Origin of the sequence: Moritella dasanensis ArB 0140 (genome assembly GCF_000276805.1) — a bacterium.
GTDB lineage: Bacteria > Pseudomonadota > Gammaproteobacteria > Enterobacterales > Moritellaceae > Moritella > Moritella dasanensis.
In genome coordinates this window covers 66,172-89,306 of sequence record NZ_AKXQ01000018.1, presented here as the reverse complement: position 1 = coordinate 89,306, position 23,135 = coordinate 66,172, and the positions used below count along the sequence as shown (strand labels likewise).

The window sequence follows — 23,135 nt, the reverse complement described above, 5'->3', positions numbered from 1 at the left end:
CTGCGTATTCTACGCAAACCAATTTTGAAGTCAAGCACATATTTTCACTTTATTTCAGGAGGTTTAAAAAGTAACTTTCGATACTGATAAACACCTTTACTTAGCGGCTGTTGCCGTGTCAGTGAGGTCGCATTATAGAGATATTGACTTACTTGGCAAGTTTTATGTTACACATTTATCCAAAGCAGCCAGTCTGTATGATAACCATGCAGATAAAGCACGTTAAGTGTAGAAAAACTAAATTGAACTGGAAGGAAAGGTGATTATTCATACAATAATCACCTTATTATACTTAGCGCTTTAATATTATTGATACAAACAGCTTATTACAGCTCTGCTTCATCAGATTTAATTTGGCGTATATATAAGTACACAGTATGTTTTGAAATATTCAGTTTATCAGCCACCATATTGATCGCGTCTTTAATATCAAAAATACCTTGTTGGTGTAATGATATAACAATGTGCTTATTTTTAGCATTATTGGCAATATCAGTACGGTTGTTAATATCAGTAATTGTTTCTTCTACAGAACGGTCTACTAACTCTTCAACTGTGGTTGCAAAGTTCTCAGAAGATAATTCAGTTTCTCTTGCTTCGGGAGTCGGTAAAAGCTCCTGTACAAAATCAATGAATGACGCACCGATATTAATATTAATACAAATTAAACCAATTGTTCTTTCTGAACGGTTCTTGATTGCGATCGTCATCGAACGCATCATCTGTCCATCTTTAGTCTGCGTAAAATACGCTTTAGAACTTTGTTTATTCTGTGCCGATATATCTTGTAGCATCTTAAGTGCTAAATCGGTAATTGGTGATCCTTCAACACGACCCGTATTAAAACCATTTTCAATCTTAATGACGGAACGGTCTATACTTTCTAATGAGTGTAAAATCACTTCACATTGCTTACCGAATAAAGTAGCAATACCTTCGATAACACCATCATAAGATCTTAAAAGTCGGTGATCTTCGTCTGTAAACGCATATGAACTCGTCAATTCATTCTCAATATTATCTAGTTCAAGTAGCACAACTATCCCTCGTCTATAGCTCGGCCCATGTGGGTCGCAAAATTAACACAGTTAAATATTAAAAACCTTGAGCCTGATTCCAGATATTATATTAAAATAAAATATCTACTCGATATTAATGACTATCCTACAGACCGAATTAGTTACTTCATTGCCTGTTTTACATAAACATCAAAACGGTTTTTCTTGGTTTCAATTGCCATACTAGGTTCCGCATTGGCAATATATTCAGCATAATCAGGACGTTTAACGACGACACGCTTCGTCGCTACCCGCATTGCCGGTTCAAACAAACCATCAGCATCCAGATCTGCGCCAACTAATGATTGGAATACCCGCATTTCTTTCTTCACGAGCGCCGATTTCTTCTTGTGTGGATACATAGGGTCGAGATACACCACATCTGGTGATATACCTAACACTTCTAGCTCTGATAGGCTCGATGCAAATACTAATTTTAATCGTGTTGCAATCCAGCTACCTATCTCTTCATCTTGTTCGGCTCGTTTTAGACCGTCTTCCAATAATGCCGCAACAATAGGTGAACGTTCCAACATTGTCACATTACAACCTAAAGATGCCAACACAAATGCATCTCGGCCTAAACCAGCGGTACCATCAAGTACTGACGGTGTAACACCAGACTTTAAGCCTACTGCTTTAGCAATCGCTTGTCCTTTACCTCCCCCGAATTTACGGCGATGGTTTACAGCTCCACCAGCAAAATCAACATATACAGCACCTAATTTTGGTTCATCAAGCTTAAATAGCTCAAGTCCCTTATCAGAGTATAGCAATTGAAATTGAGCATCAGCCACAGGCTCAAGAGAGAATCCCCACTGTTTAGCAAGTGTCGCAATGTGGTCAGAAAAAAGTGAGTCTGTTGTGATTATTTGTATGCTGTTCATGTAAGCCTGATAAGGTTAGGTTTAATTATTCGAGTTAGAGTGCCTATATTAGCAAAAAATACGAATACCACCTAAATTCAGTTGATGATTAAATGAAGATAGCGATGTTATTTAAAAAACGCTTTCATTTTGAGTGATAAACTCTAATAGCGCATGCAGTGGTATAGGACGGCATAATAAGAAACCTTGTGTATAATCGCACTTTTTCTCTTGTAAATAGCTCAATTGAGCCTGCGTTTCAACACCTTCGGTGACAACTTTCATCCCCAAGTTATGGACGATCGTAATAATACCATCCAACAGTAAGTTATCCTGTTGGTTCTCAGGAATATTAATAATAAAGCTACGGTCAATTTTAACAATATCGGCAGGTAAACTACGTAAATAGTTTAAGGATGAATAACCCGTCCCAAAATCATCAATCGCAATTTTAACACCAGCTTGCTTAAGCGCATTAATACGTTGCATATACTGGCCGTCCATATCCATCAGTAAGCTCTCCGTTATCTCCATCGTTATCGAGCCATAAGGCAGGTTATGCGAAGAGATCACTTTTAACCATTCTGATGCTTGCATATCAACGGTCTTAAACTCTAGGCTGGAACGATTAATACTCATTTCTATATAAGGGAAACCAGCTTCATGTAATATTTTCAGGTCACAGCATGCTTGATCTAATACATACTCACCCAGACCTTGAATCAGTCCACCTTCTTCTGCTAGCGGGATAAATTCGGCCGGTGAAATAAAACCTCGTTCCTGATGATGCCAACGAACTAGCGCTTCTAATTTGTCCACTTTACCCGTGATATTATCAACGATAGGTTGATAGTACACATCTAAGCTACCGCGTTTTATTGCTTCTGCTAATTCAACAACAGTTTGATGTTTTAGAATGGCAGCATCACTTAAGTCTTGTGTAAACGTAACGCATTGATTACGACCTTTACGTTTAGCTTCAAATATAGCTTGTTCTGCACTTTGCATTAACGCTTCAACAGATACCCCATCTTCAGGATACATAGTAATACCCACTGATGCTGTGACATAGCGCTGTTGATTCGACAGTTTATAAGCTTGTGCAAACACACCTTGTAACTGTTTTGCGTATACTTCTGCTTGCCGCTTATTGACCACTTCAGGAATGATAAATGCGAATTCATCACCATCAATTCTAGCCAAAAAGTCATTATCTCGACTACGGTATTTTAAACGTTCCGTCGTTTCGATTAACAGACGATCTCCCGCCATAAAGTCTTCGGAGTTATTTACCGATTTAAAATCATCAATATCAATGTAGAGAATCGCAAACTTCTGACCATTCGTCGCTGACTTGTCGATAACTTGGCGCACTTCAGCACTAAAGTATTGGCGATTAGGTAAACCCGTTAAACGATCAAAATTAGACTGAGTGATAATTTGTTGTTCTGTCTTCTTTTCTTCTGTCACATCACTGAAGACCGCAAAGAAATATTTAAGTTTACCGCGCTCTTTAATACTCGACAGCGTGACTTGCTGAGCAAATATATCGCCAGCACGATCACGACTCCAAATAATTCCCTTCCATTCATTATCTTTTAACAAGGATTCAGAAATGGCATTATAAAATTGTTCATCATGCACGCCAGAACGTAATAGATCGTGAGTGCGCCCTATGGCATCTTCTGCACTATAACCAGTGATCGCTTCAAACGCCGGATTTACATCAATGATTTTTTCATTGGCATCACATAGCATGATGCCCTCGGCGCTATGTCGGTAGACACTTTCTATAATCGATAAACGTTGTTTATTATCTTGTTCTTCCGTGAGGTCTTGAATGGTATTAATGAAATACTGAATCTTATTAACATCATCTCTAACCGCGGTAACTGTTAATTTAGTCCATAAAATACTGCCATCACGATGACGATAGCGTGCGTTAAGGGTAAAGTTATTACGCTTATTGGCATATATTTCTTGATAGTATTCTTCAAACTGCTCTTTATCTTCATCAAAGTATAAGTTGAGGCTGCTAGTATCTAATGTGCCTTGCTCACGTAAGCGATGAAAATCGTCCAATTCATAACCAAACATCTTACATGCTTGTTTATTTACCCATTTAATTTCGCGATTAGCATTCAATTTCACTAATCCGACAGGGGTGGTAGCTAAAACAGTTTCAAGAATACGCTCTTGTGCGGATGCTCTTTTTCTCGTTAATTCTTCTGCTGTCATATCCTTACTGATGCAATCTAGACGATATACTTTACCAGTTTCATCAACGATAGGATAAATATCACTTTGAATGCGTTTTTCATTACCTTCTAACGTCGTAATATTAAAGACACTACGAACCGACGCTGTGGAATTAGATACAATTGCAGATTGGAAATCACGTAATACCTTATGCTTATCGGTTTTATCAACGAGGGCTAACAAGGCATCAAGTTGATTAATTTCTTTGACGTTCGTGGTTTCAATAATACTCGCCGCTGAGTCTGAACATTCTAATCTATCTTGATCTAAAAAATAGCTCCAACTACTTAGTCGACCTTTAGCTATATTATCTTCCAACCACATTGTATACGCACTCAACCCTGCAGGTATATCCGGCGTTATAGTAGCAATAGATAAGGTAGTCGCTTGTTTAGGTTGGATCTCTTTTTCTAAAAAGCCTGCAACCAAACGAATTAAGTTTAATTCAAGTTTATGTTGAGACAGTTTACGAGGGAAAAATGCAGATAATATACCAATTGGTTTTCCGCATGAATCATTGAGACGAATACCTAAATAAGCTTCAGCTTGCCATGTTTGTAATTGCGCTTGTTGAGGAAATCGAGAGGCTAGATCTTGTTCATATTCCGCATAACCGTGATGATAAGCAGCAAAGCAAGGCATGGATTTAAAATCGATAACGACATCAGCGTCAAAAACACCTTGTTGTAAGCAAGATAAAATAGATAAGTCAAAAGTTTGAGGGCAAACAGTCGCAACATAAATGGTATCAATACGTAGCAAACTGGCTAGATTAGTTAAAAATAGATCGAGAGAGTGAGCGTCTAACAATTGTGTCGTATCAATGTTTATATCACTAAGCGTAAGAGTATTAACCATACATCCTTGTCCACGAATTCGATTAGTTTAGCTACAGAATATTGATATCCTTTCAATTATTACTACAGCTCATTTAGAACTATAGTAATACTTTAGCACTAAAAATACAGTGGTAAATATCACGCCAAGATAATACACAATTTACCACTATTTTAAAATCAAAACCGAACGATAACCGCTACAACCTATCAGTTCTAGCAAGTTATCGATTGTGTTAGCTAATGCCTGAATGATTTAATAATGCGTATGTACTTGGTTTGCGCCCGCGGAACTTCACAAATAATGACATTGGTGTATCACTGCCACCGCGTTCAAGTACACAACTCATAAAGTCACGACCTGTTTCTGCATTAAAGATTCCCTCTTCTTCAAAACGAGAGAATGCATCGGCTGAAAGTACTTCGGCCCATTTATAGCTATAATAACCCGCCGCATAACCACCAGCAAAGATATGTGAAAAGCCATTTTGGAAGCGATTAAACGCTGGCGCCTGTAATACCGACACTTTCTCACGTACCGAATTGAGTACTGATTGAATATTTGAACCTTGTGCAGGGTTATATTCCATGTGCATACGGAAATCGAATAAACTAAATTCAATTTGACGTAACATGCCCATTGCTGAGTTAAAGTTCTTAGCCGCTAATAACTTATCTAACATCACTTTCGTTAATGGTTCATCTGTTTCATAATGGCCAGAAATAAACGCCAATGCCTCTTCTTGCCAACACCAGTTTTCCATAAACTGACTTGGTAGTTCAACAGCATCCCAAGGCACACCGTTAATACCAGATACCGCAGCAGGGATCACTTTAGTTAACATGTGGTGTAAGCCATGACCAAATTCATGGAACAAGGTCGTCACTTCATTATGGGTAAACAGCGCAGGTTTATCGCCAACCGGTTTATTGAAATTACACGTTAAATAAGCCACTGGTTTTTGCAGTTCGCCATCCGCTTTAATGCGGTGCGTTAGACAATCATTCATCCAAGCACCGCCACGTTTATGTTCACGCGCATACAGGTCTAGATAAAAACTACCACGTAACTCGCCTGCTTCATCGAAGATCTCAAAAAAGCGTACGTCTTTATGCCAAGACTCAGCACCGAGTTCTTCAATAATATTAAGGCCAAATAAACGCTTAACTACTTCAAACATGCCTTTAACGACACGATCTTCAGGGAAATATGGGCGTAACTCTTCATCCGAAATTGTATACTTCGCTTGTTTCAATTTTTCAGCGTAAAATGTTAAATCCCACGCTTCTAATTGTTTCGCCATAAAGTTATCTTTGGCGAATGCTTGAATTTCAGCGAGTTCAACACCTGCTTGCGATACTGATTTATCCGCAAGGTCGGTTAAAAATTCAATCACTTGCTCTGGCGTCTCTGCCATTTTCGTCGCTAATGACTTTTCTGCAAAATGGGCAAAGCCAAGTAATTCAGCAAGTTCATGACGCAATGCGATAATCTCATCCATTACCGCTGAGTTATCCCACTTTCCAGCATTCGGGCCTACATCAGACGCACGGGTACAGAATGCTTCATAAACTTCACGACGTAATTCTCTATTCTCAGAATACATCATTACAGGTAAGTAACTTGGGAAGTCTAAGGTAAATAAGTAACCTGTTAATGATTTACTTTCTGCGGTCGCTTTCGCGGCAGCTTTTGCAGACTCAGGTAAACCGATAAGTAATGCTTCGTCGGTGATCTCTTTCTGCCAACCTAACGTTGCATCCATGACATTGTTACTAAATGTTGATGTCAGCTTTGACATGCGTTTCGATATTTCACCATAACGCTGTTTATCTTCATTGACCAAATCAATACCGGACAATCTAAAGTCACGCAGTGCATTGGTGATCACTTTTTGTTGCGCGGTCGATAAGGTGGCAAATTCACTGCTGTCATGTAATTGTTGGTAAGCTAAGAATAGCGCTTGATTCTGCCCAACTTTAGTTGAATATTCAGACAATAATGGTAAGCAAGCATCATGCGCTTCTCGCAGCTCGTCACTGCTCACAACCGCATTCAAGTGGCCGACAGGCGACCAAACACGACCTAACCGATCATCACTTTCTTCTAAAGGCGCAACTAAGTTAGCCCAAGTGACAACATCGTCATTGGCTAATACGTTAACAATAACCGCTTCACAGTCAGCAATAGCTTGTGTTACTGCTGGCACGATATGCTCGGGTTTAATACTCGCGAACGGGGGTAAGCCTGTCATAGTCAAAAGTGGGTTAGTCATAGAGTCATCCTATTTATAATGATATTAATTAGTTAATGCGGCTATAAAATGATAATTTCAAGTATAGCGAGTAAATATCGACACGCGCCTAGCGTATTAGATTTAGTATTGATAGGTAAAAGTAATGGTCGTGAATGGCTTTACCTACTAATAATATCTCTCAATTCAGTTTAAACTGTGTAATTAACTTTATTACAAAACAAGACCATGAACTTAGTCATATAATAAGTTCATCTTCTCAATTAAGGACTATAAATATGTCACAGCATTTTGATTATATTGCCATTGGTGGTGGTAGCGGCGGTATTGCATCTGCAAACAGAGCGTCAATGTACGGTAAAAAAGTTGCCATCATCGAAGCGAATGCGTTAGGTGGTACTTGTGTTAATGTTGGTTGCGTACCGAAAAAAGTAATGTGGCACGGCGCTCAAATCGCAGAAGCAATGCACCTTTATGCAAAAGACTATGGCTTTGATGTAGAAAACAAAGGCCTTGATTGGGGTAAATTAGTCGCAGCGCGTGAAGCCTATATTAGCCGTATTCATACTTCTTATGACAATGTACTTGGCAATAACAAGGTTACAGTGATCAAAGGCTTTGCCACTTTCGTCGACAAAAATACAGTCAGTGTTAATGGCGAAACGTACACGGCCGATCATATCCTAATCGCGACTGGCGGCGCACCAACAATTCCGAATGTACCTGGTGCTGAACACGGTATCGATTCTAATGGCTTCTTTGAATTAACAACACAACCAAAACGTGTTGCCGTTATCGGTGCCGGTTACATTGCAGTAGAACTCGCGGGTGTATTACACGGCCTAGGGTCTGAAACACACCTATTTGTTCGTAAAGAATCTCCACTACGTAGTTTTGACCCTATGGTTATTGATACGCTTGTTGATGTAATGAATACCGAAGGTCCAACATTACATACTAATTCGGTACCAAAAGAAGTCGTCAAAGAAGCGGATGGTTCGATTACGCTACACCTTGAGAATGGCGAATCAAAAAATGTTGATACGCTAATCTGGGCTATTGGTCGTCACCCTTCTACCGACAAGATTAATCTTGCAGCGACTGGCGTTGAAACCAATGATCGTGGTTACATCAAAGTCGACGAATACCAAAATACCAATGTTGATGGCATTTACTGTGTTGGTGACATCATGGAAGGCGGCGTTGAACTAACACCTGTTGCAGTTAAAGCGGGTCGTCAATTATCTGAACGTCTGTTTAACGGTAAAACAACGGCTAAAATGGATTACACACTAATCCCAACAGTGGTATTTAGCCACCCGCCAATTGGTACTATCGGGTTAACTGAACCCGAAGCAATTGCGCAATACGGCGAAGAAAACGTAAAAGTATACCAATCAGGTTTTACCGCTATGTACACTGCAATCACTTCAAACCGCCAACCTTGTAAAATGAAACTGGTTTGCGCTGGTGAAAATGAAACGGTTGTAGGTCTACACGGTATTGGTTTTGCAGTTGACGAAATGATCCAAGGTTTTGGTGTCGCGATGAAAATGGGCGCAACAAAAGCTGATTTCGATAGTGTTGTCGCTATCCATCCAACAGGTTCGGAAGAGTTTGTTACTATGCGCTAAACCGAGCGTCTATTCTGATGTGCACAGCAATCATGTGCACATCAATTTCCCTCTTTAATTTCAATAATCCCTCTCGATCTGGCTGTATAGATCACGAAACGACTTATCTCTTGTTAAATCCGCACACAAAATACTTAACATTCATTCAACAACTAGCTATATTGTCCATGCTTTGGCATTAGCCAATCAACCATACTTCGCAGGCTAACAACACCTCACCATATTGATAAGGATATTTTTATGGGCACATTATTGCAGCCGATCACCTACCTGATTAGCCGACTATCATTTCAAAAAAAGTTTGGCTTATTGATCTTATTACTGGCTACACCGATTGTATTTTTTTCATTTACAATTATCTCGCAAACACAAAAAGATATCGCCTTCGCAGAATCTGAACTACAAGGTTATCAATTATTACAAGCCCTGCCTGAAGTCGCTAATAAGCTAATTGAATATCGTCATTTATTAAGTCTAGAAGTCGCAGAACTTGAGCCTGGAGATGACAAGATAGAACAAGCGCAATCACTTGCAGAGAATACCTTTAATCAGTATTACCGCAATTACACTGCTGCGACAGGGCTACAACTATCTGCATTTGATAAAATAACCGCCGATTGGCTACAATTAAAAGCTGACAGTGATTTTTTATTACCAGAAGAAATCTTTTACGCTATCGATTTAATGTTAGAAAACCTGCGTATGGGTACCCGTGAGATCAACAGTGAAAGTAAATTATTATTTGATTCGCACCTCAGTAGTTATTACCTCGTTAATTTAACGCAAAGCCAACTGCCAAGACTGCTCGATTCTACTTATCAAGTGACAGACAAAGCCGCTGAAACAGCTGCATTTGCAGTTTTCACAGCCACTAGTTTTGATGATTTAAGTCGCCGAATCGATCAACTTAGCATTATTTTTTCAGCTACGGATAATGATGTACAAGCACTCGTCGCCATCAACCCAAGTTATAATGCTATTTTAATTACCCCACTAAATCAGATCAAAAAAACCATGGCGACGCTCGAAGATTTACTTGACCGTCAGTTAATTAACACCGTATCCGCCGAGATCAAAATTGACCCTAATACGCTTTATCGTTTGGGTGACGAGTTACAACTGAAAATCGACACTTTGTATCAAGTTGCCTTTAATACTCTAGGTAATGAAATAACGGTTAGATTGAGTGAAAAAAATAACGAACTTAATATTTTCTATACCATTCTCATTATCTTATTCGTAGTTTGTGTGGTGATCTTATTAAGTATTTATATCTCACTGACAGAAACAATTCGTAGTATTAGCCGTGTGGCACAAAATGTCTCTAACGGTGACCTATCCGAAAACGTGAAAATCGTGAGTAGTGACGAACTGGCTATTATTGCCCAGCACTTCAATAGCACCATTGATGGCATGCGTACGTTAGTCAAACAACTCAACAGCAGTGCAGTTGATGTGCATAGTTCGGTGCAAGACATTAAAGATAAGACCAATTCAGCGGAGACAACCATCACCGCACAACAAACAGAAACCCACCAGATTGCAGCTGCGATTAAACTCATGGCCGCAACATCAACAGATATGGCCGCTAACGCCAATGATGCGACAGGTGCGACCCATGATGCAGAGCGAGCGGTATTAGAGGGTAAACAAGTGGTTGATCAGACTATTATCGCCATTAATGCCATTGCGTCTGAAGTTGAAACATCGAGCGCGACCATTCAAAAACTGGAAAATCATTGCGCCGATATTGGTGGTGTTGTCGAAGTGATTAGAAGTATTGCCGATCAAACCAACTTGTTAGCACTCAATGCCGCGATTGAAGCAGCCAGAGCCGGAGAGCAAGGCCGAGGTTTTGCTGTCGTCGCCGATGAAGTCAGAACGCTGGCAAGCCGAACTCAACAATCAACGAATGAGATCCAAGTGATGATTGAACGAGTTCAGGCTGGCGCTAAAGAATCTGTAAAAGTAATGGCCGTCGGCAGAGAACAAGCCAACATGGGCGTCATGCAAGCGAAGGAAGCCTCGAATACGTTTGAAGCAATCACCTTGTCCGTCGATAAAATAGTGGCGATCAACGACCAGATTGCGAGCGCAATTGAAGAACAAAGCCTTGCTGCAGCAGAAATTGAACGTAATGTCAGTAATGTATCAGCGGGAGCAGACTCTGCACGCACTGTCGCTACAGGGGCTACACAATCAGCCCATAACTTATTAACCGTGGCAGATAAATTAACCGAAGTTGCCGAGGAATACGCTTTCTAACCTCGGTATTTTAACATTATTACAGTAAACGAAGTAGTGACTTAAACGTATGTTATCGCTTTAAGCCACTGCTTCATTATTTGAATATCAGTTATCCCGCATGAAACACTAGATCTGAATAAATTTGCCGATTACACTGCTAACACGTATTTACCTTCCCCCTCACAATTGGTACCCATGAAAAATCAAAAGAAAGCCATGCTGTTCGGTTTGATAACCGTCTTACTCTGGTCCACCGTGGCCTCTGCATTTAAAATTACGCTTAGTCATTTCGAACCGATTCAAATGGTCTTGATTGCCTCACTCACCAGTATTGTGTTACTTACCGGTATAGCCTTTCAACAAAAAAAATTACACCTACTTAAACAATACTTTGTTAAACAGCCGCTATTTTATTTAACGCTAGGCGTAATTAATCCGTTTCTGTATTACCTGGTATTATTTAAAGCTTATGACTTATTGCCGGCCTCACAAGCACAGGCATTAAACTACACATGGGCGATCACCTTAACACTATTATCCGTGCCATTTTTAGGACACAAGATCCGTAAAAAAGACTGGATAGCTATTTTATTCAGCTATACGGGGGCGCTAATCATTGCCACTAAGGGTGATCTACTCGGACTTAACTTTGAGAGCCCACTTGGGGTTATGTTGGCACTGTTGAGTACCATTATTTGGGCCAGTTACTGGATCATCAATGCCAAGAACAACAATGACCCAATTATTAGCTTATTACTGGGATTTTTATTAAGTTTACCGTTTACTTTAGTCGCAACCGCGGTGTTGGCTGATTTTGATTTTAGTTCTGTAGAAGGTGTTTTAGGGGCGGTGTATATCGGTTTATTTGAAATGGGTATTTCGTTTGTTTTGTGGTTAATGGCGATTAAATTAGCCACTAATACCGCACAGGTCAGTAACCTTATTTTCATTTCGCCGTTTATTTCACTATTTCTACTCAGCGCGATCGTCGGTGAAGAGATCCATCCTTCCACCTTTGTCGGTTTAGTAACGATTATCGTCGGGCTTGTGATCCAACAAATCAACTGGCGTAACAAGCGTCGTATCGCGACAGCCAAATAATAACACTCTTAACCTTCTACTCTTTACTTTCGAAATGGGTGGCTGATCACCAAGCTAAACTAAAATCAGCCACCAGCAAAGATAAATAAAGCCGTAAATAATGACTGGATCACTATATAATTACTGAAAATATCACAATCCCCATTACCTCCTCTTGCATAACTAAAGCCTAACAGGTTAATGTTTCAGTACTCTCTCTTTCTATAACCACAACATGATCCTATAAAACGCAGAACATGGCGTCAGGTAACATGACAAATTGGACAGCAAGATGCCTCAAGCAATAGCACAGAAATTAGCAGCAATACGCGCGCATATGCATACCGCAAATTTAGATGCATTTATTATTCCCCGTGCAGATGAGTACCTTGGCGAATATGTACCAGCACATAACGAACGTTTATTATGGTGCAGTAACTTTACCGGTTCTGCAGGAACAGTGATCATTTTAAAAGATCGCGCCGCTATTTTTACCGATGGTCGCTATACCATCCAAGTAAAGCAGCAAGTTAACGGTGATTGCTTTGAGTTTTATCACTTAAATGAAGTACCGCATGTCGCTTGGTTAAGTGAACAATTACCGGCCAATGCAAATGTTGGTTATGACGCTAAAGTTCATAATTTAAATTGGCATAACGCCAGTAAAAAAACCTTAGCAGATAAACACATAAACTTAGTCGCAGTCGATGCCAACCCCGTTGATTTAAGCTGGTCAGATAGACCTGCACCAACAGAAAATTTAGGTTTACTGTTAGATGCAAAATACACAGGTCAATCAAGTTTAGAAAAACGCCAACAGATCGGTGCCGATATCGCAGCACAGGGTGCCGATGCCGTTATTATTAGCGCATTAGATTCTATCGCTTGGTTATTGAACCTACGCGGAAAAGACATTCATTGTTTCTGCGTTATCTTAGGCAGTGCCGTATTACGTAAAGATGGTTCAATGATCTTCTTTACTAATCCAGTCAAGATCCCTGCAGGTTTCCATGAACACGTGGGCGCAGGTGTTGAGATTATTGAAGAAGCGCAAGCAACAGCCACTTACCAAGCTTTGGGCGAACAACAATTACAGGTATTAGCTGATCCGGAAGCGTCAAACGCCTTTAGTCAGCTAACTGCACAGCAAGCAGGCGCAACCTTAATCGCGGGCAATGATCCAGTCGCCTTACCAAAAGCCTGTAAAAATGCCGTAGAACTGGCCGGTATGCGCGCATCACATATTCGTGACGGCGCTTCAGAAGTACGTTTTCTGAACTGGTTAGAACAAGAAGTGGCAGCGGGTAATTTGCATGACGAAGGTTTCCTTTCTGACAAACTAACCACTTTCCGGGCATCGAACGAACTTTATGTAGAATTAAGTTTTGATACTATTTCGGCAGCGGGTGGTAATGCGGCGATGTGTCATTACAATCATAATAATGGCGTGCCAGCACAACTGCCAATGGACAGTATTTACCTGTTTGATTCGGGGGCACAGTACCTTGATGGCACCACTGATATTACCCGTACAGTGGCGATTGGTACTCCAAGCGCAGAACATAAAAAAATGTTCACCTTGGTATTAAAAGGTCATATCGCTCTTGCTAATATGAAATTTCCAGCTGGTACTAACGGTGGCCAATTGGATTCATTAGCGCGTCAATTCTTGTGGCAACAAGGTTATGATTATGATCACGGAACTGGCCATGGTGTCGGTTGTTTCCTAAACGTACACGAAGGTCCACACCGTATAGGTAAAAATTCTAACGGTGTCGCACTCGAACCTGGCATGGTGGTTTCTAACGAACCCGGCTATTACAAACAAGATGCATACGGTATTCGTTGTGAGAACCTGATTTATGTTGTGGCAAAAGATCATGGCCATGATGGTAAGACATTCTATGAATTTGAAACATTAACCTTGGTTCCTTTCGATTTGCACTTGATAGATCAACAACTACTATCACAAGACGAAGTAAACTGGATCAATGCCTATCACGCTCAAGTACGTGACGCATTATCACCATTGTTAACTGGTTCTGATTTACAGTGGTTATCTCAAGCTACCCACGCTATTTAATTAATATATTACCTGACCAACCTAAACGCTTAGATTGGTCAGGCATTGAAAGGAGTTGGCATGTTCCAACCACAAATTGCTATTTTTAACGAACAAAGCCAAAGCTACCATCATTTAGAGTACAAATTTAAAGACGATGTTTACTTAGCCAATATTCAGCAAGCACTGCAAAGCGCATTACAAAAACAAACGGATGGTATTCATATTGTTGTAGCTTTTGGTCGTAGTGCCACGAATACACTATTACCTGACTTACAATTGAGCGCATTTGACAACTTTACCGAAATCGCCAGCCCGCACGGTAAAAAAGCACTCGCGATGCAAGGCGATGTGATGTTTTGGATACACAGTGATAATGCTAGCCATACCTTAGAGCAAGCATTTCACATCCAATCAGCACTGACTAAGATTGCTGATACCCAGTTAGATATTTCTGGTTTCCAATATCATAAAAATCGAGACTTGATTGGTTTTGTCGACGGTACAGGCAATCCAAAAGAAGACGCACGTCAATTAGCATCATTGATCCCAGAAGGACAATCCGGTGCAGGTGGTAGCTTTGTATTATCACAAAAATGGGTACATGACTTAGGCAGTTTTAATGCGATGCCAGTACCAGAACAAGAAGCCGTTGTTGGTCGTACTAAAGAAGACGATATTGAATTATCAGGCGATGCTATGCCCGCTAATTCACATGTGAGCCGCACCGATGTATCGGGAATGAAAATATACCGTCGCAGCTCCCCTTATGGTAACGCAACCGAACACGGACTATACTTTTTAGCATTCGCATGTGAACAATTACGCTTTACCACTCAGTTACAACGCATGTACGGAATTCCAGACGGCGTCACTGATAGATTAATTGATTATTCAGATGCGGTAACCGGATCATACTGGTTTGCCCCTTCTCAAACAGCACTAGATACATTAATGAATTAATTTGCATTCAATTGGGAGCGATGATTATGTCGAACGTGATCTTATATATAGCGACAAGTTTAGATGGTTACATAGCTAAAGCAGACCATGACATATCATGGCTCTCACATGTAGATGTAAAAGGTGAAGATTACGGTTATCAAGCGTTCTTAGCAGGCGTTAGCGCCGTGATGATGGGAAATACTTCCTTTCAAGTAATTAAAGATTTTGGCGATTGGCCTTATGGTAATAAACAATGCTTCGTCGCCTCACATTCACCGGATATTATCCCCAATGATAATGTTACTTTTATTACCGACCCAGCCAATACGATCAAGCAATTAAAAGCCACAAACGAAGGTAACATTTGGTTACTCGGTGGGGCTAATTTAGCCGACTCATTATTACGCTTAGATCTTATTGATGAATTAATTATATCCACCATTCCAATCCTACTCGGTAATGGTATTCGTTTATTTAACGCGCCACAACCAGCCCTTGATGTCACTGTCTTATCATCACAATGTTACCCATCAGGGTTGGTACAGACACACTACAAAATAATCAAAAACAACTCGAATTAGCCAATATCGATTGATGCCGACAATGTGATATCAACGGCATCAATTTTTTTACGTCAACAGCTAACCCCCTACGAAATACGCGCTATCCATAGTTTTCTTACATTGCCCGTTTATCTGCTGCTAAAATTAAAGTAATATTATGTTATTAATCGTTTTATTATAGAACGAGTATTCTTTTCATGATCCAATGCCAAGTATAAGAGTCTTTACCCATGTCTAAATGGTTAACAGCTGGTGTGAGTATTATCTCTGCCGTCGCCGTCGGTTATTTCAATTTTTTCTATCAACCACAGCTTGATCTCAATAGTGTGCAATTACCACTGCAACAAGACTGCCAAGTGAACCAACAAGCATGCCAAGTTCTGCTCACAGCAGAACACACCATCACGCTATCTATCACCCCATTTAATGCCAAACCGATGACGCCATTATCCGTTAATCTAAACGGCGCTAAAATTGACAGTGCCAACGTCACGATTAACGGGGTGAATATGACGATGCCCGGTTTCCCTACCGTGCTAAATGCGATCGACAAAGATAAATACCAAGCAGATACTGCACTGGCGATCTGCATCATGGGTGAAATGCTGTGGCAAGCAGACTTGAGCATCACAGTTGCTGGCCAGCCTTATTTAGTCCCTTTTCAATTTACCACTAAGACTCATTAATTCAGGATGAACAAATGCAAAAATCACTAATCACCACGCTTATCGCCACTGCTATTTTCTCAGCAGCACCGAGCTTTGCCGCAGAAAAGACCAACATGATGATCATGGATGCTTGGGTACGTGCAGCGCCACCATCAGCAAAAGTGCAAGCCGCGTTCTTCACCGTGATGAATCACAGCAATAAACCTATTGTGATCACTGACGTTGAAGCACAAGGTTTTGGTCGTAGTGAGCTGCATTTATCAGCTAAGAAAGACGGCATGATGACAATGCAAAAACAGCAACAAGTAACCATCCCTGCCAGTACCATTTTTCAATTCAAACCGGGCAGTTACCATGTCATGTTATTAGAACCAAACAAGATTGCAGCACCTGGCGAGCTTGTTAATGTTTCATTTACGCTATTGAACGGTGAAAAAATCAGTGCTGAAATGCCTGTGAAACGTGATAACAGTAAAAATAAAATGGATCATAGCAACATGAACCACGGTAATATGGACCATTCTGATATGAAACATAACTAGTTTCAATAAAGGATCTACAAATGAAAAAATCTAAGGCTATAATCGCTGCGGGTATTATCGGCCTTAGTGCACTCGGTGCTATCGTTGCCAATACTATGCAGCAGCCAAGTCTACCGACATTTACCACCGCATACGCGCAACCGCAACAAGTCACCCTGCCAGAGTTCGAACTCGGTGATAAACAAGAATTTACCAATGCACTGTTTAAAGATAAATGGTCATTAGTATTCTTTGGCTATGCCAGCTGCCCAGATGTTTGTCCGACAGAACTATACAATCTCAATAATGTAGCGGGAATTATGGCTGATGCGGGTAAAGTCATGCCACAAGTGGTGTTTATTTCGGTTGACCCACAACGTGATAGCAATGAGATGCTGACAACTTACACGCACTTTTATAACGATGATTTTATCGGCATGACAGGCGCAAGTAGTGAGATAGATAAGTTAGTCGCAAGCTTTGGGGTTATTTATCAAAAAACATTTTTAGCCAATAACGGTAAATATGTTTCTGTACCTTACACAGCGCCAATACCGGAAGACCAGCGTACAAGTTACCTTATCAATCACTCGTCTCGACTTTACTTGGTTAATCCACAAGGCCAATATGTGGCGGCATTTGCACCGCCTCATAGCGCTAAAAAAATAGCGAAAGACCTGCTGCTACTATAAGTTAAGAGCTAAATTAAGTGATTGGTAATTGCGTGGTATTTTTTAACCCTTCCATCGCAAAGGAAGAGGTAACATCGGTTAAACCATCGACGCAATTAACCAAACGTTTATAAAATACATCAAAGGCAGCCATGTCTTTGACGATAACCTTCATCATGTAATCGTACTCACCGGCCATACGATAAAATTCGATCACTTCAGCAAAATCATTGACGCTAACAACAAATTTCTTAAACCAGATATCACTGTGATTTTGGGTTTTGATATTAACAAAAGCCGTCAGTGCAAGTCCGAGTTTTTGCTCATTCAATAACGCCACACGACGTAAAATATAACCATTATCTTCTAAACGTTTTAATCGCTTCCAGCAAGGTGAGACTGTTAAGCTGACTTTATCGGCAAGATCAGCAATTGACAGAGATGCATCACGCTGCAACAGATCTAAAATCAATTTATCCTTCGAATCTAACATAGTGCAGTAATTCCTTTCTTAAAGAATCCAATAACCAACATTCTAATCTCAACGATAGTGCTTGGGAAACGTTTAAAGCATAGTTTAAGAGATAGTTGTGGATATTGCTGTTGGCATAGCTATTGGTATAGTGACGGACATTATGGAGTAAATAGCTTAATAAATAGATAAAATAACACTATGACTACTACCTAGGTCGCACTCTAACCGCCATTGCATGGTAAATATCTCATGTTACTTTATTGTATGCCGAGGGGTGATAATAATGTTAACGACACGGAAATTTTTAATCGGCTTTTATCTTATCAGTTTGATTATTCTATCAAGCTGGATTTGGCGATCGGGTTACGCTAAATTAGTCAGCCAAAGCAATCAACAATTAGATATTTTTGCTGCCCACCTACAAAGCCAATTACAACGCTTTAATGCTATCCCTAAATTACTTTTCGATCAAAAATGGGTCGTGGCGAGTTTACAAGATCCCGACAATAGACTGCAGCAACAGAAAACCAATCGTTATTTAAAACATGTTAACAATACCATTGGTGCGTCAGATACTTACCTTATCGATCTAAATGGCACTACTATTGCCGCGAATAACTGGCGTGATGAACAAACCTTTATTGGTAAAAACTTTGCATTTCGCCCTTACTTTCAACAAGCCATTAACGGACAACAAGGTCGTTACTTTGCATTAGGTACCACATCAGGACAAAGAGGTTATTACTTTTCTTCTCCCGTGATCAACGCAGATAAAATTATTGGTGTTGTCGTGGTTAAAATGGACCTATCGAAAATAGAAAAAGAATGGACAGGAAAACAAGCTCACTTCATGGTGACCGATGATGATAATGTTATTTTTATCTCTAATACCCAATCATGGTTGCTGCATAGCTTAACGCCACTGAGTACCGAGCAATTACAAAAAATAGACCGTAGTCGCCGTTATGGTGATAAGGCCATCGCCGCACTCAACTTTTCGGGTCCGCTCGAAGATAATCCCGCCTTACTACAGCTAACGACAAGTCAATCGTTTGCGACTAATTACCTGTCGATGAATAAATATATGCCAACAGCAGGTTGGACAGTGAGAGTATTCGCCCCCTTAACGGCTATTTTCATCGATATGGCCATTGGTGTTGTAGTATTGTCATTAATATTTTGGTTACTCAATTTGCGTTTGAAATTATCTATGCATAAACGCCAGCGCGCCAAAGACAAAGAATTGCTGCGGATCAAAACCAAACATAAACTAAAGCAAGAAGTGAAACGCCGCACTGCAGATCTAAACAGTGAAATTATAGAACGTCAAAAAATGGAACAAACCCTACGAGATACCCAAAAAGAGCTGATTCAAACAGCCAAATTAGCGGTATTAGGCCAGCTGTCTGCAAGCATTAGTCATGAATTAAATAATCCACTCGCCGCGATCCGCAGTTATGCCGATAATGCCTTAGTATTCTTACAACGCGAGCAATACCAATCGACCCAAGATAACCTCCAGCGGATCATTCATTTAACTGAGCGCATGGCAAAAATAAGTTCACAACTAAAATTTTTCGCCCGTAAATCCAGCGGTGAATTACACCCAGTACCACTACTTAATGTAATCAACATGGCGGTAGAGTTAGTCAAACCGCAATTAAAAAGTAATCAGGTCAGTATTACGCTTGATAATGGCAACATGGATGTGCAAGTTAATGTCGACCAAGTACAACTAGAACAAGTGCTGGTGAATTTATTATCCAATGCCATGCAAGCTGTCGAAGACGCCAGTGACAAACATATTCATATCAGTTTGTGTCGAGAGCAAGAGCAAGTGATTGTACAGGTAGATGACTCAGGCACTGGGATAAACGCAACAAATTTACCGCAACTTTTCGATCCCTTCTTTACCACCAAAGAAACTGGGTTAGGTCTGGGGTTATCCATTTCTCATAAAATAATGCGTAATATGCACGGTAATATTAAAGCTGAGAACCGCCCACATTATGGCGCACGATTTAGTCTTACCCTACCGATAGCTACAGATCTAGCATAAAACAATATCAGTACTAAACACGATTAAAACAGCTCCAGTATCAGCACATAACGCTTAATAATACAGAGCCATTACCAGACAATATAGGATATATAATGAGTCAGGTTTTTTTTATTGATGACGAAGAAGATTTACGGTTCGCCAATCAGCAAACCTTAGAGCTTGCGGGTATTAGTGTCACTTGTTTTGCCGATGCAGAATCAGCACTTTCTCAACTCGCGATAGAAACGCCTTTAGTTGTGATCACCGATATCCGTTTACCCGGTTTATCTGGCCATCAACTATTGTTAAAACTGATGCAACAAGACCCTAGCCTACCGGTTATTTTGATTACTGGTCACGGCGATATTTCCCTTGCAGTACAAGCAATGCAGGATGGTGCTTATGATTTTATTGAAAAGCCATTTGCCTCAGTAAGACTGACTGAATCGGTAAAGCGCGCTATCGAAAAACGCATGTTAACCGAAGAAAATAAAACCTTAAAAAAAGCCTTACAAGCCAAAGAAACACTGGGTCCACGGATCATAGGCACAACCAAAGAGATTGTTGAATTACGTGAAATGATTGGTCATATTGCCGATACTCCCGCCGATATCCTATTATTTGGTGAAACCGGTACAGGTAAAGAACTCGTTGCCCGATCATTGCATGAAAAGAGTAGTCGTCGCACCCATAATTTTGTCGCGATAAATTGCGGCGCGGTACCCGAAAACTTAATTGAAAGTGAATTATTTGGCCATGAGAAAGGCGCATTTTCTGGTGCGTCAGACCGCCGTATTGGTAAATTTGAATATGCCCAAGGCGGTACTTTATTTCTCGATGAAATAGAATCAATGCCCATGCAGGCGCAGATAAAGTTATTACGTATTTTGCAAGAGCGCACCCTCGAGCGTGTTGGTTCAAATAAAGAAATACCGTTAGATATTCGTATTATCGCTGCTACCAAAGTCGATCTAACTCAAGCAGCCAATACCGGTACATTTCGTCAAGATCTGTATTATCGCCTGAATATCGTCACTTTAAATTTACCGCCGCTACGTCAACGTTTCGATGATATTCAAAGTCTGTTCCATCATTTCTTACTGGTGTCTGCAGCACGATACAGTAAAGCAGCCCCTGCGTTACCGCCACAAGATGTACAAACACTGCTTGCACATGACTGGCCAGGTAATGTACGTGAGTTAAGAAATGCCGCTGAGCGTTATATTTTATTGGGTAAACTCACCGGCCTTAGTTCAGTCAACGAATCACCAGCAACACTAACGCAAAACTTATCAGAGCAAGTTGAAGCCTTCGAGAAAATTCTCATTGAGCAAGCACTGACGAGCTGTAATGGCAGTATTAAAGACACCATGCATCAGCTTAATTTAGCGCGTAAAACCTTATATGATAAAATGCAGAAGCATCAGATAGATAAGCAGGCATTTAAAGAACAACCGAGTAAATAACAGTCCGTTGAATAAGGATCTGTTAAGCAGCAATCTATAAGTCATAATCGATGAGCAATAGCACAACTAAAAATGGCCAGCATATGCTGGCCATTTTATTACTACGTTAGTACTGACTTACGCTTAATGAATAATCAGTTCTGGTCCCATCATCAAAGTAGGTAACCAAGTTGATACCCAAGGTACATACGTCACAACCATCAAGAACACTAACATCAACGCAACCCACGGCATCACGGCTTTCACCACTTGTAACATCGACATGTGTGCCACGCCCGAGGTGACAAACAAGTTCAGCCCTACTGGCGGGGTGATCATGCCAATCTCCATATTCACCACCATGATGATACCAAGGTGGATCGGATCAATACCGAGTTCTAAGGCAATTGGAAATACCAACGGCGCGACAATAATCAACAGCCCTGATGGTTCCATAAACTGGCCACCAATCAACAACAAGACATTCACCACAATCAAGAAAGCGATAGGTCCAAGCCCGGCACTTAACATGGCTTCAGTGATCATCTGTGGAATACGTTCTTCGGTTAACACATGCTTTAAAATTAAGGCATTGGCAACAATGAACAGCAACATAATGGTCATTTTACCGGCATCAAATAAGCTTTTCTTGGTGTCTGGATGACATAACACATGGAGTGATTTAGTGATCACCGATTGCGTGCTTTTCTTGTCAGCAAAAGGCCCCATGTCTTTATAGACAAAGTTAGCAATAATAAACGCGTACACTGCCGCGACTGCCGCCGCTTCCGTCGGCGTAAAGATACCGCCATAAATACCACCAAGGATAATGACAATGAGCATTAGTCCCCATGATGCATCCCGGGCAGAACGGAAAACTTCACTCCAACCTACAAACGGTTGGGCAGGCAACTTTTTCACTTTAGCGGTAATTAAAATAGCAATAATCAGCATCAGTCCCGCTAATGTGCCAGGCACAACACCTGCCAAGAACATACGCCCGACAGAGACATCCGTTGCTGCCGCATAGACGACCATGACGATAGAAGGCGGGATTAAGATACCCAAGGTACCCGCATTACAAATAACCCCAGCAGCAAACTCCTTGCTGTAGCCATTCTTAACCATACCAGCAATCACTAAACTACCGATAGCGACAACCGTAGCAGGTGATGAACCGGACAGTGCTGCGAACATCATACAGGCCACCACAGAAGCAATCGCTAAACCGCCAGGGAACCAACCCACGATAGCAACGGCGAAACGAATGATGCGCTGAGCAACACCACCGGTGGACATAAAGGTCGAGGCCAAAATGAAAAATGGGATCGCCAATAAGGTGTAATGCCCAGCAAACGCATTAAATAACGTTTGCGCAACAGAGGCTAAACTGGCATCTGAACTAGCCAGTAAAAACAAAATACTGGATAAACCAAGTGATACCGCGATTGGCACGCCGAACATCATGAACCCGATGATCATCAATAACAATATACCTAAAACCATAAC

Annotated in this window: 17 protein-coding genes; 11 read left to right on the top strand and 6 right to left on the bottom strand. The window is 40.7% G+C overall.

Annotated elements, in window-relative coordinates; translation table 11 throughout:
- Positions 1–326 precede the first annotated feature (326 nt).
- From A923_RS0115165 to prlC, 4 genes are all read right to left on the bottom strand, one after another.
- Entirely contained in the window at positions 327–1,037 is a 711-nt protein-coding gene (locus tag A923_RS0115165) for a helix-turn-helix transcriptional regulator (protein ID WP_017222531.1), read from the bottom strand.
- A 143-nt stretch (positions 1,038–1,180) separates the two neighbouring features.
- A complete protein-coding gene (locus tag A923_RS0115160; RefSeq protein WP_017222530.1) occupies positions 1,181–1,945 on the bottom strand; it encodes a class I SAM-dependent methyltransferase in 765 nt (254 codons plus the stop codon).
- A gap of 111 nt (positions 1,946–2,056) precedes the next feature.
- Entirely contained in the window at positions 2,057–5,041 is a 2,985-nt protein-coding gene (locus A923_RS0115155) for a sensor domain-containing protein (protein ID WP_017222529.1), read from the bottom strand.
- Between the two features lie 214 nt (positions 5,042–5,255).
- The gene (gene prlC, locus A923_RS0115150; protein WP_017222528.1) at positions 5,256–7,295 is read right to left on the bottom strand and encodes an oligopeptidase A; all 2,040 of its coding nucleotides are present in this window, start codon (positions 7,293–7,295) and stop codon (positions 5,256–5,258) included.
- A gap of 257 nt (positions 7,296–7,552) precedes the next feature.
- On the opposite strand from prlC, the gene gorA reads away from it, so the two are divergent.
- From gorA to A923_RS0115105, 9 genes are all read left to right on the top strand, one after another.
- On the top strand, positions 7,553–8,908 hold the full coding sequence (gorA, locus tag A923_RS0115145) for a glutathione-disulfide reductase (protein ID WP_017222527.1): 1,356 nt from the start codon (positions 7,553–7,555) through the stop codon (positions 8,906–8,908).
- Positions 8,909–9,148: 240 nt separating this feature from the next.
- Positions 9,149–11,173 carry a methyl-accepting chemotaxis protein gene (locus tag A923_RS0115140; protein WP_017222526.1) on the top strand — a complete coding sequence of 675 codons (2,025 nt, stop codon included), beginning with the start codon at positions 9,149–9,151 and terminating at the stop codon, positions 11,171–11,173.
- 177 nt (positions 11,174–11,350) lie between these two features.
- A complete protein-coding gene (locus tag A923_RS0115135; protein ID WP_017222525.1) occupies positions 11,351–12,256 on the top strand; it encodes a DMT family transporter in 906 nt (301 codons plus the stop codon).
- 271 nt (positions 12,257–12,527) lie between these two features.
- Complete coding sequence (locus tag A923_RS0115130) at positions 12,528–14,318, top strand: aminopeptidase P family protein (protein WP_017222524.1); 1,791 nt, start codon at positions 12,528–12,530, stop codon at positions 14,316–14,318.
- A gap of 60 nt (positions 14,319–14,378) precedes the next feature.
- Positions 14,379–15,260 carry a Dyp-type peroxidase gene (locus A923_RS0115125; RefSeq protein WP_017222523.1) on the top strand — a complete coding sequence of 294 codons (882 nt, stop codon included), beginning with the start codon at positions 14,379–14,381 and terminating at the stop codon, positions 15,258–15,260.
- A gap of 26 nt (positions 15,261–15,286) precedes the next feature.
- Entirely contained in the window at positions 15,287–15,823 is a 537-nt protein-coding gene (locus tag A923_RS0115120) for a dihydrofolate reductase family protein (protein WP_017222522.1), read from the top strand.
- Positions 15,824–16,035: 212 nt separating this feature from the next.
- A complete protein-coding gene (locus A923_RS0115115) occupies positions 16,036–16,491 on the top strand; it encodes a hypothetical protein (RefSeq protein WP_017222521.1) in 456 nt (151 codons plus the stop codon).
- A gap of 14 nt (positions 16,492–16,505) precedes the next feature.
- On the top strand, positions 16,506–17,015 hold the full coding sequence (locus A923_RS0115110) for a copper chaperone PCu(A)C (RefSeq protein WP_017222520.1): 510 nt from the start codon (positions 16,506–16,508) through the stop codon (positions 17,013–17,015).
- Between the two features lie 20 nt (positions 17,016–17,035).
- Positions 17,036–17,686: an SCO family protein gene (locus tag A923_RS0115105; RefSeq protein ID WP_017222519.1), complete on the top strand. Its 651-nt coding sequence runs from the start codon at positions 17,036–17,038 to the stop codon at positions 17,684–17,686.
- Between the two features lie 13 nt (positions 17,687–17,699).
- Here A923_RS0115105 and A923_RS0115100 read toward each other — a convergent pair whose 3' ends face one another.
- Positions 17,700–18,158, bottom strand: a complete 459-nt coding sequence (locus A923_RS0115100; RefSeq protein WP_017222518.1) for an Lrp/AsnC family transcriptional regulator — start codon at positions 18,156–18,158, stop codon at positions 17,700–17,702.
- A 265-nt stretch (positions 18,159–18,423) separates the two neighbouring features.
- On the opposite strand from A923_RS0115100, the gene A923_RS0115095 reads away from it, so the two are divergent.
- Together A923_RS0115095 and A923_RS0115090 are read left to right on the top strand one after the other, a co-directional pair.
- On the top strand, positions 18,424–20,199 hold the full coding sequence (locus A923_RS0115095) for a sensor histidine kinase (RefSeq protein ID WP_017222517.1): 1,776 nt from the start codon (positions 18,424–18,426) through the stop codon (positions 20,197–20,199).
- A gap of 95 nt (positions 20,200–20,294) precedes the next feature.
- A complete protein-coding gene (locus tag A923_RS0115090) occupies positions 20,295–21,647 on the top strand; it encodes a sigma-54-dependent transcriptional regulator (RefSeq protein WP_017222516.1) in 1,353 nt (450 codons plus the stop codon).
- A gap of 123 nt (positions 21,648–21,770) precedes the next feature.
- Here A923_RS0115090 and A923_RS0115085 read toward each other — a convergent pair whose 3' ends face one another.
- Positions 21,771–23,132 (bottom strand): TRAP transporter large permease, encoded by a 1,362-nt coding sequence (locus A923_RS0115085; protein ID WP_017222515.1) that lies wholly within the window; start codon positions 23,130–23,132, stop codon positions 21,771–21,773.
- Positions 23,133–23,135 lie beyond the last annotated feature (3 nt).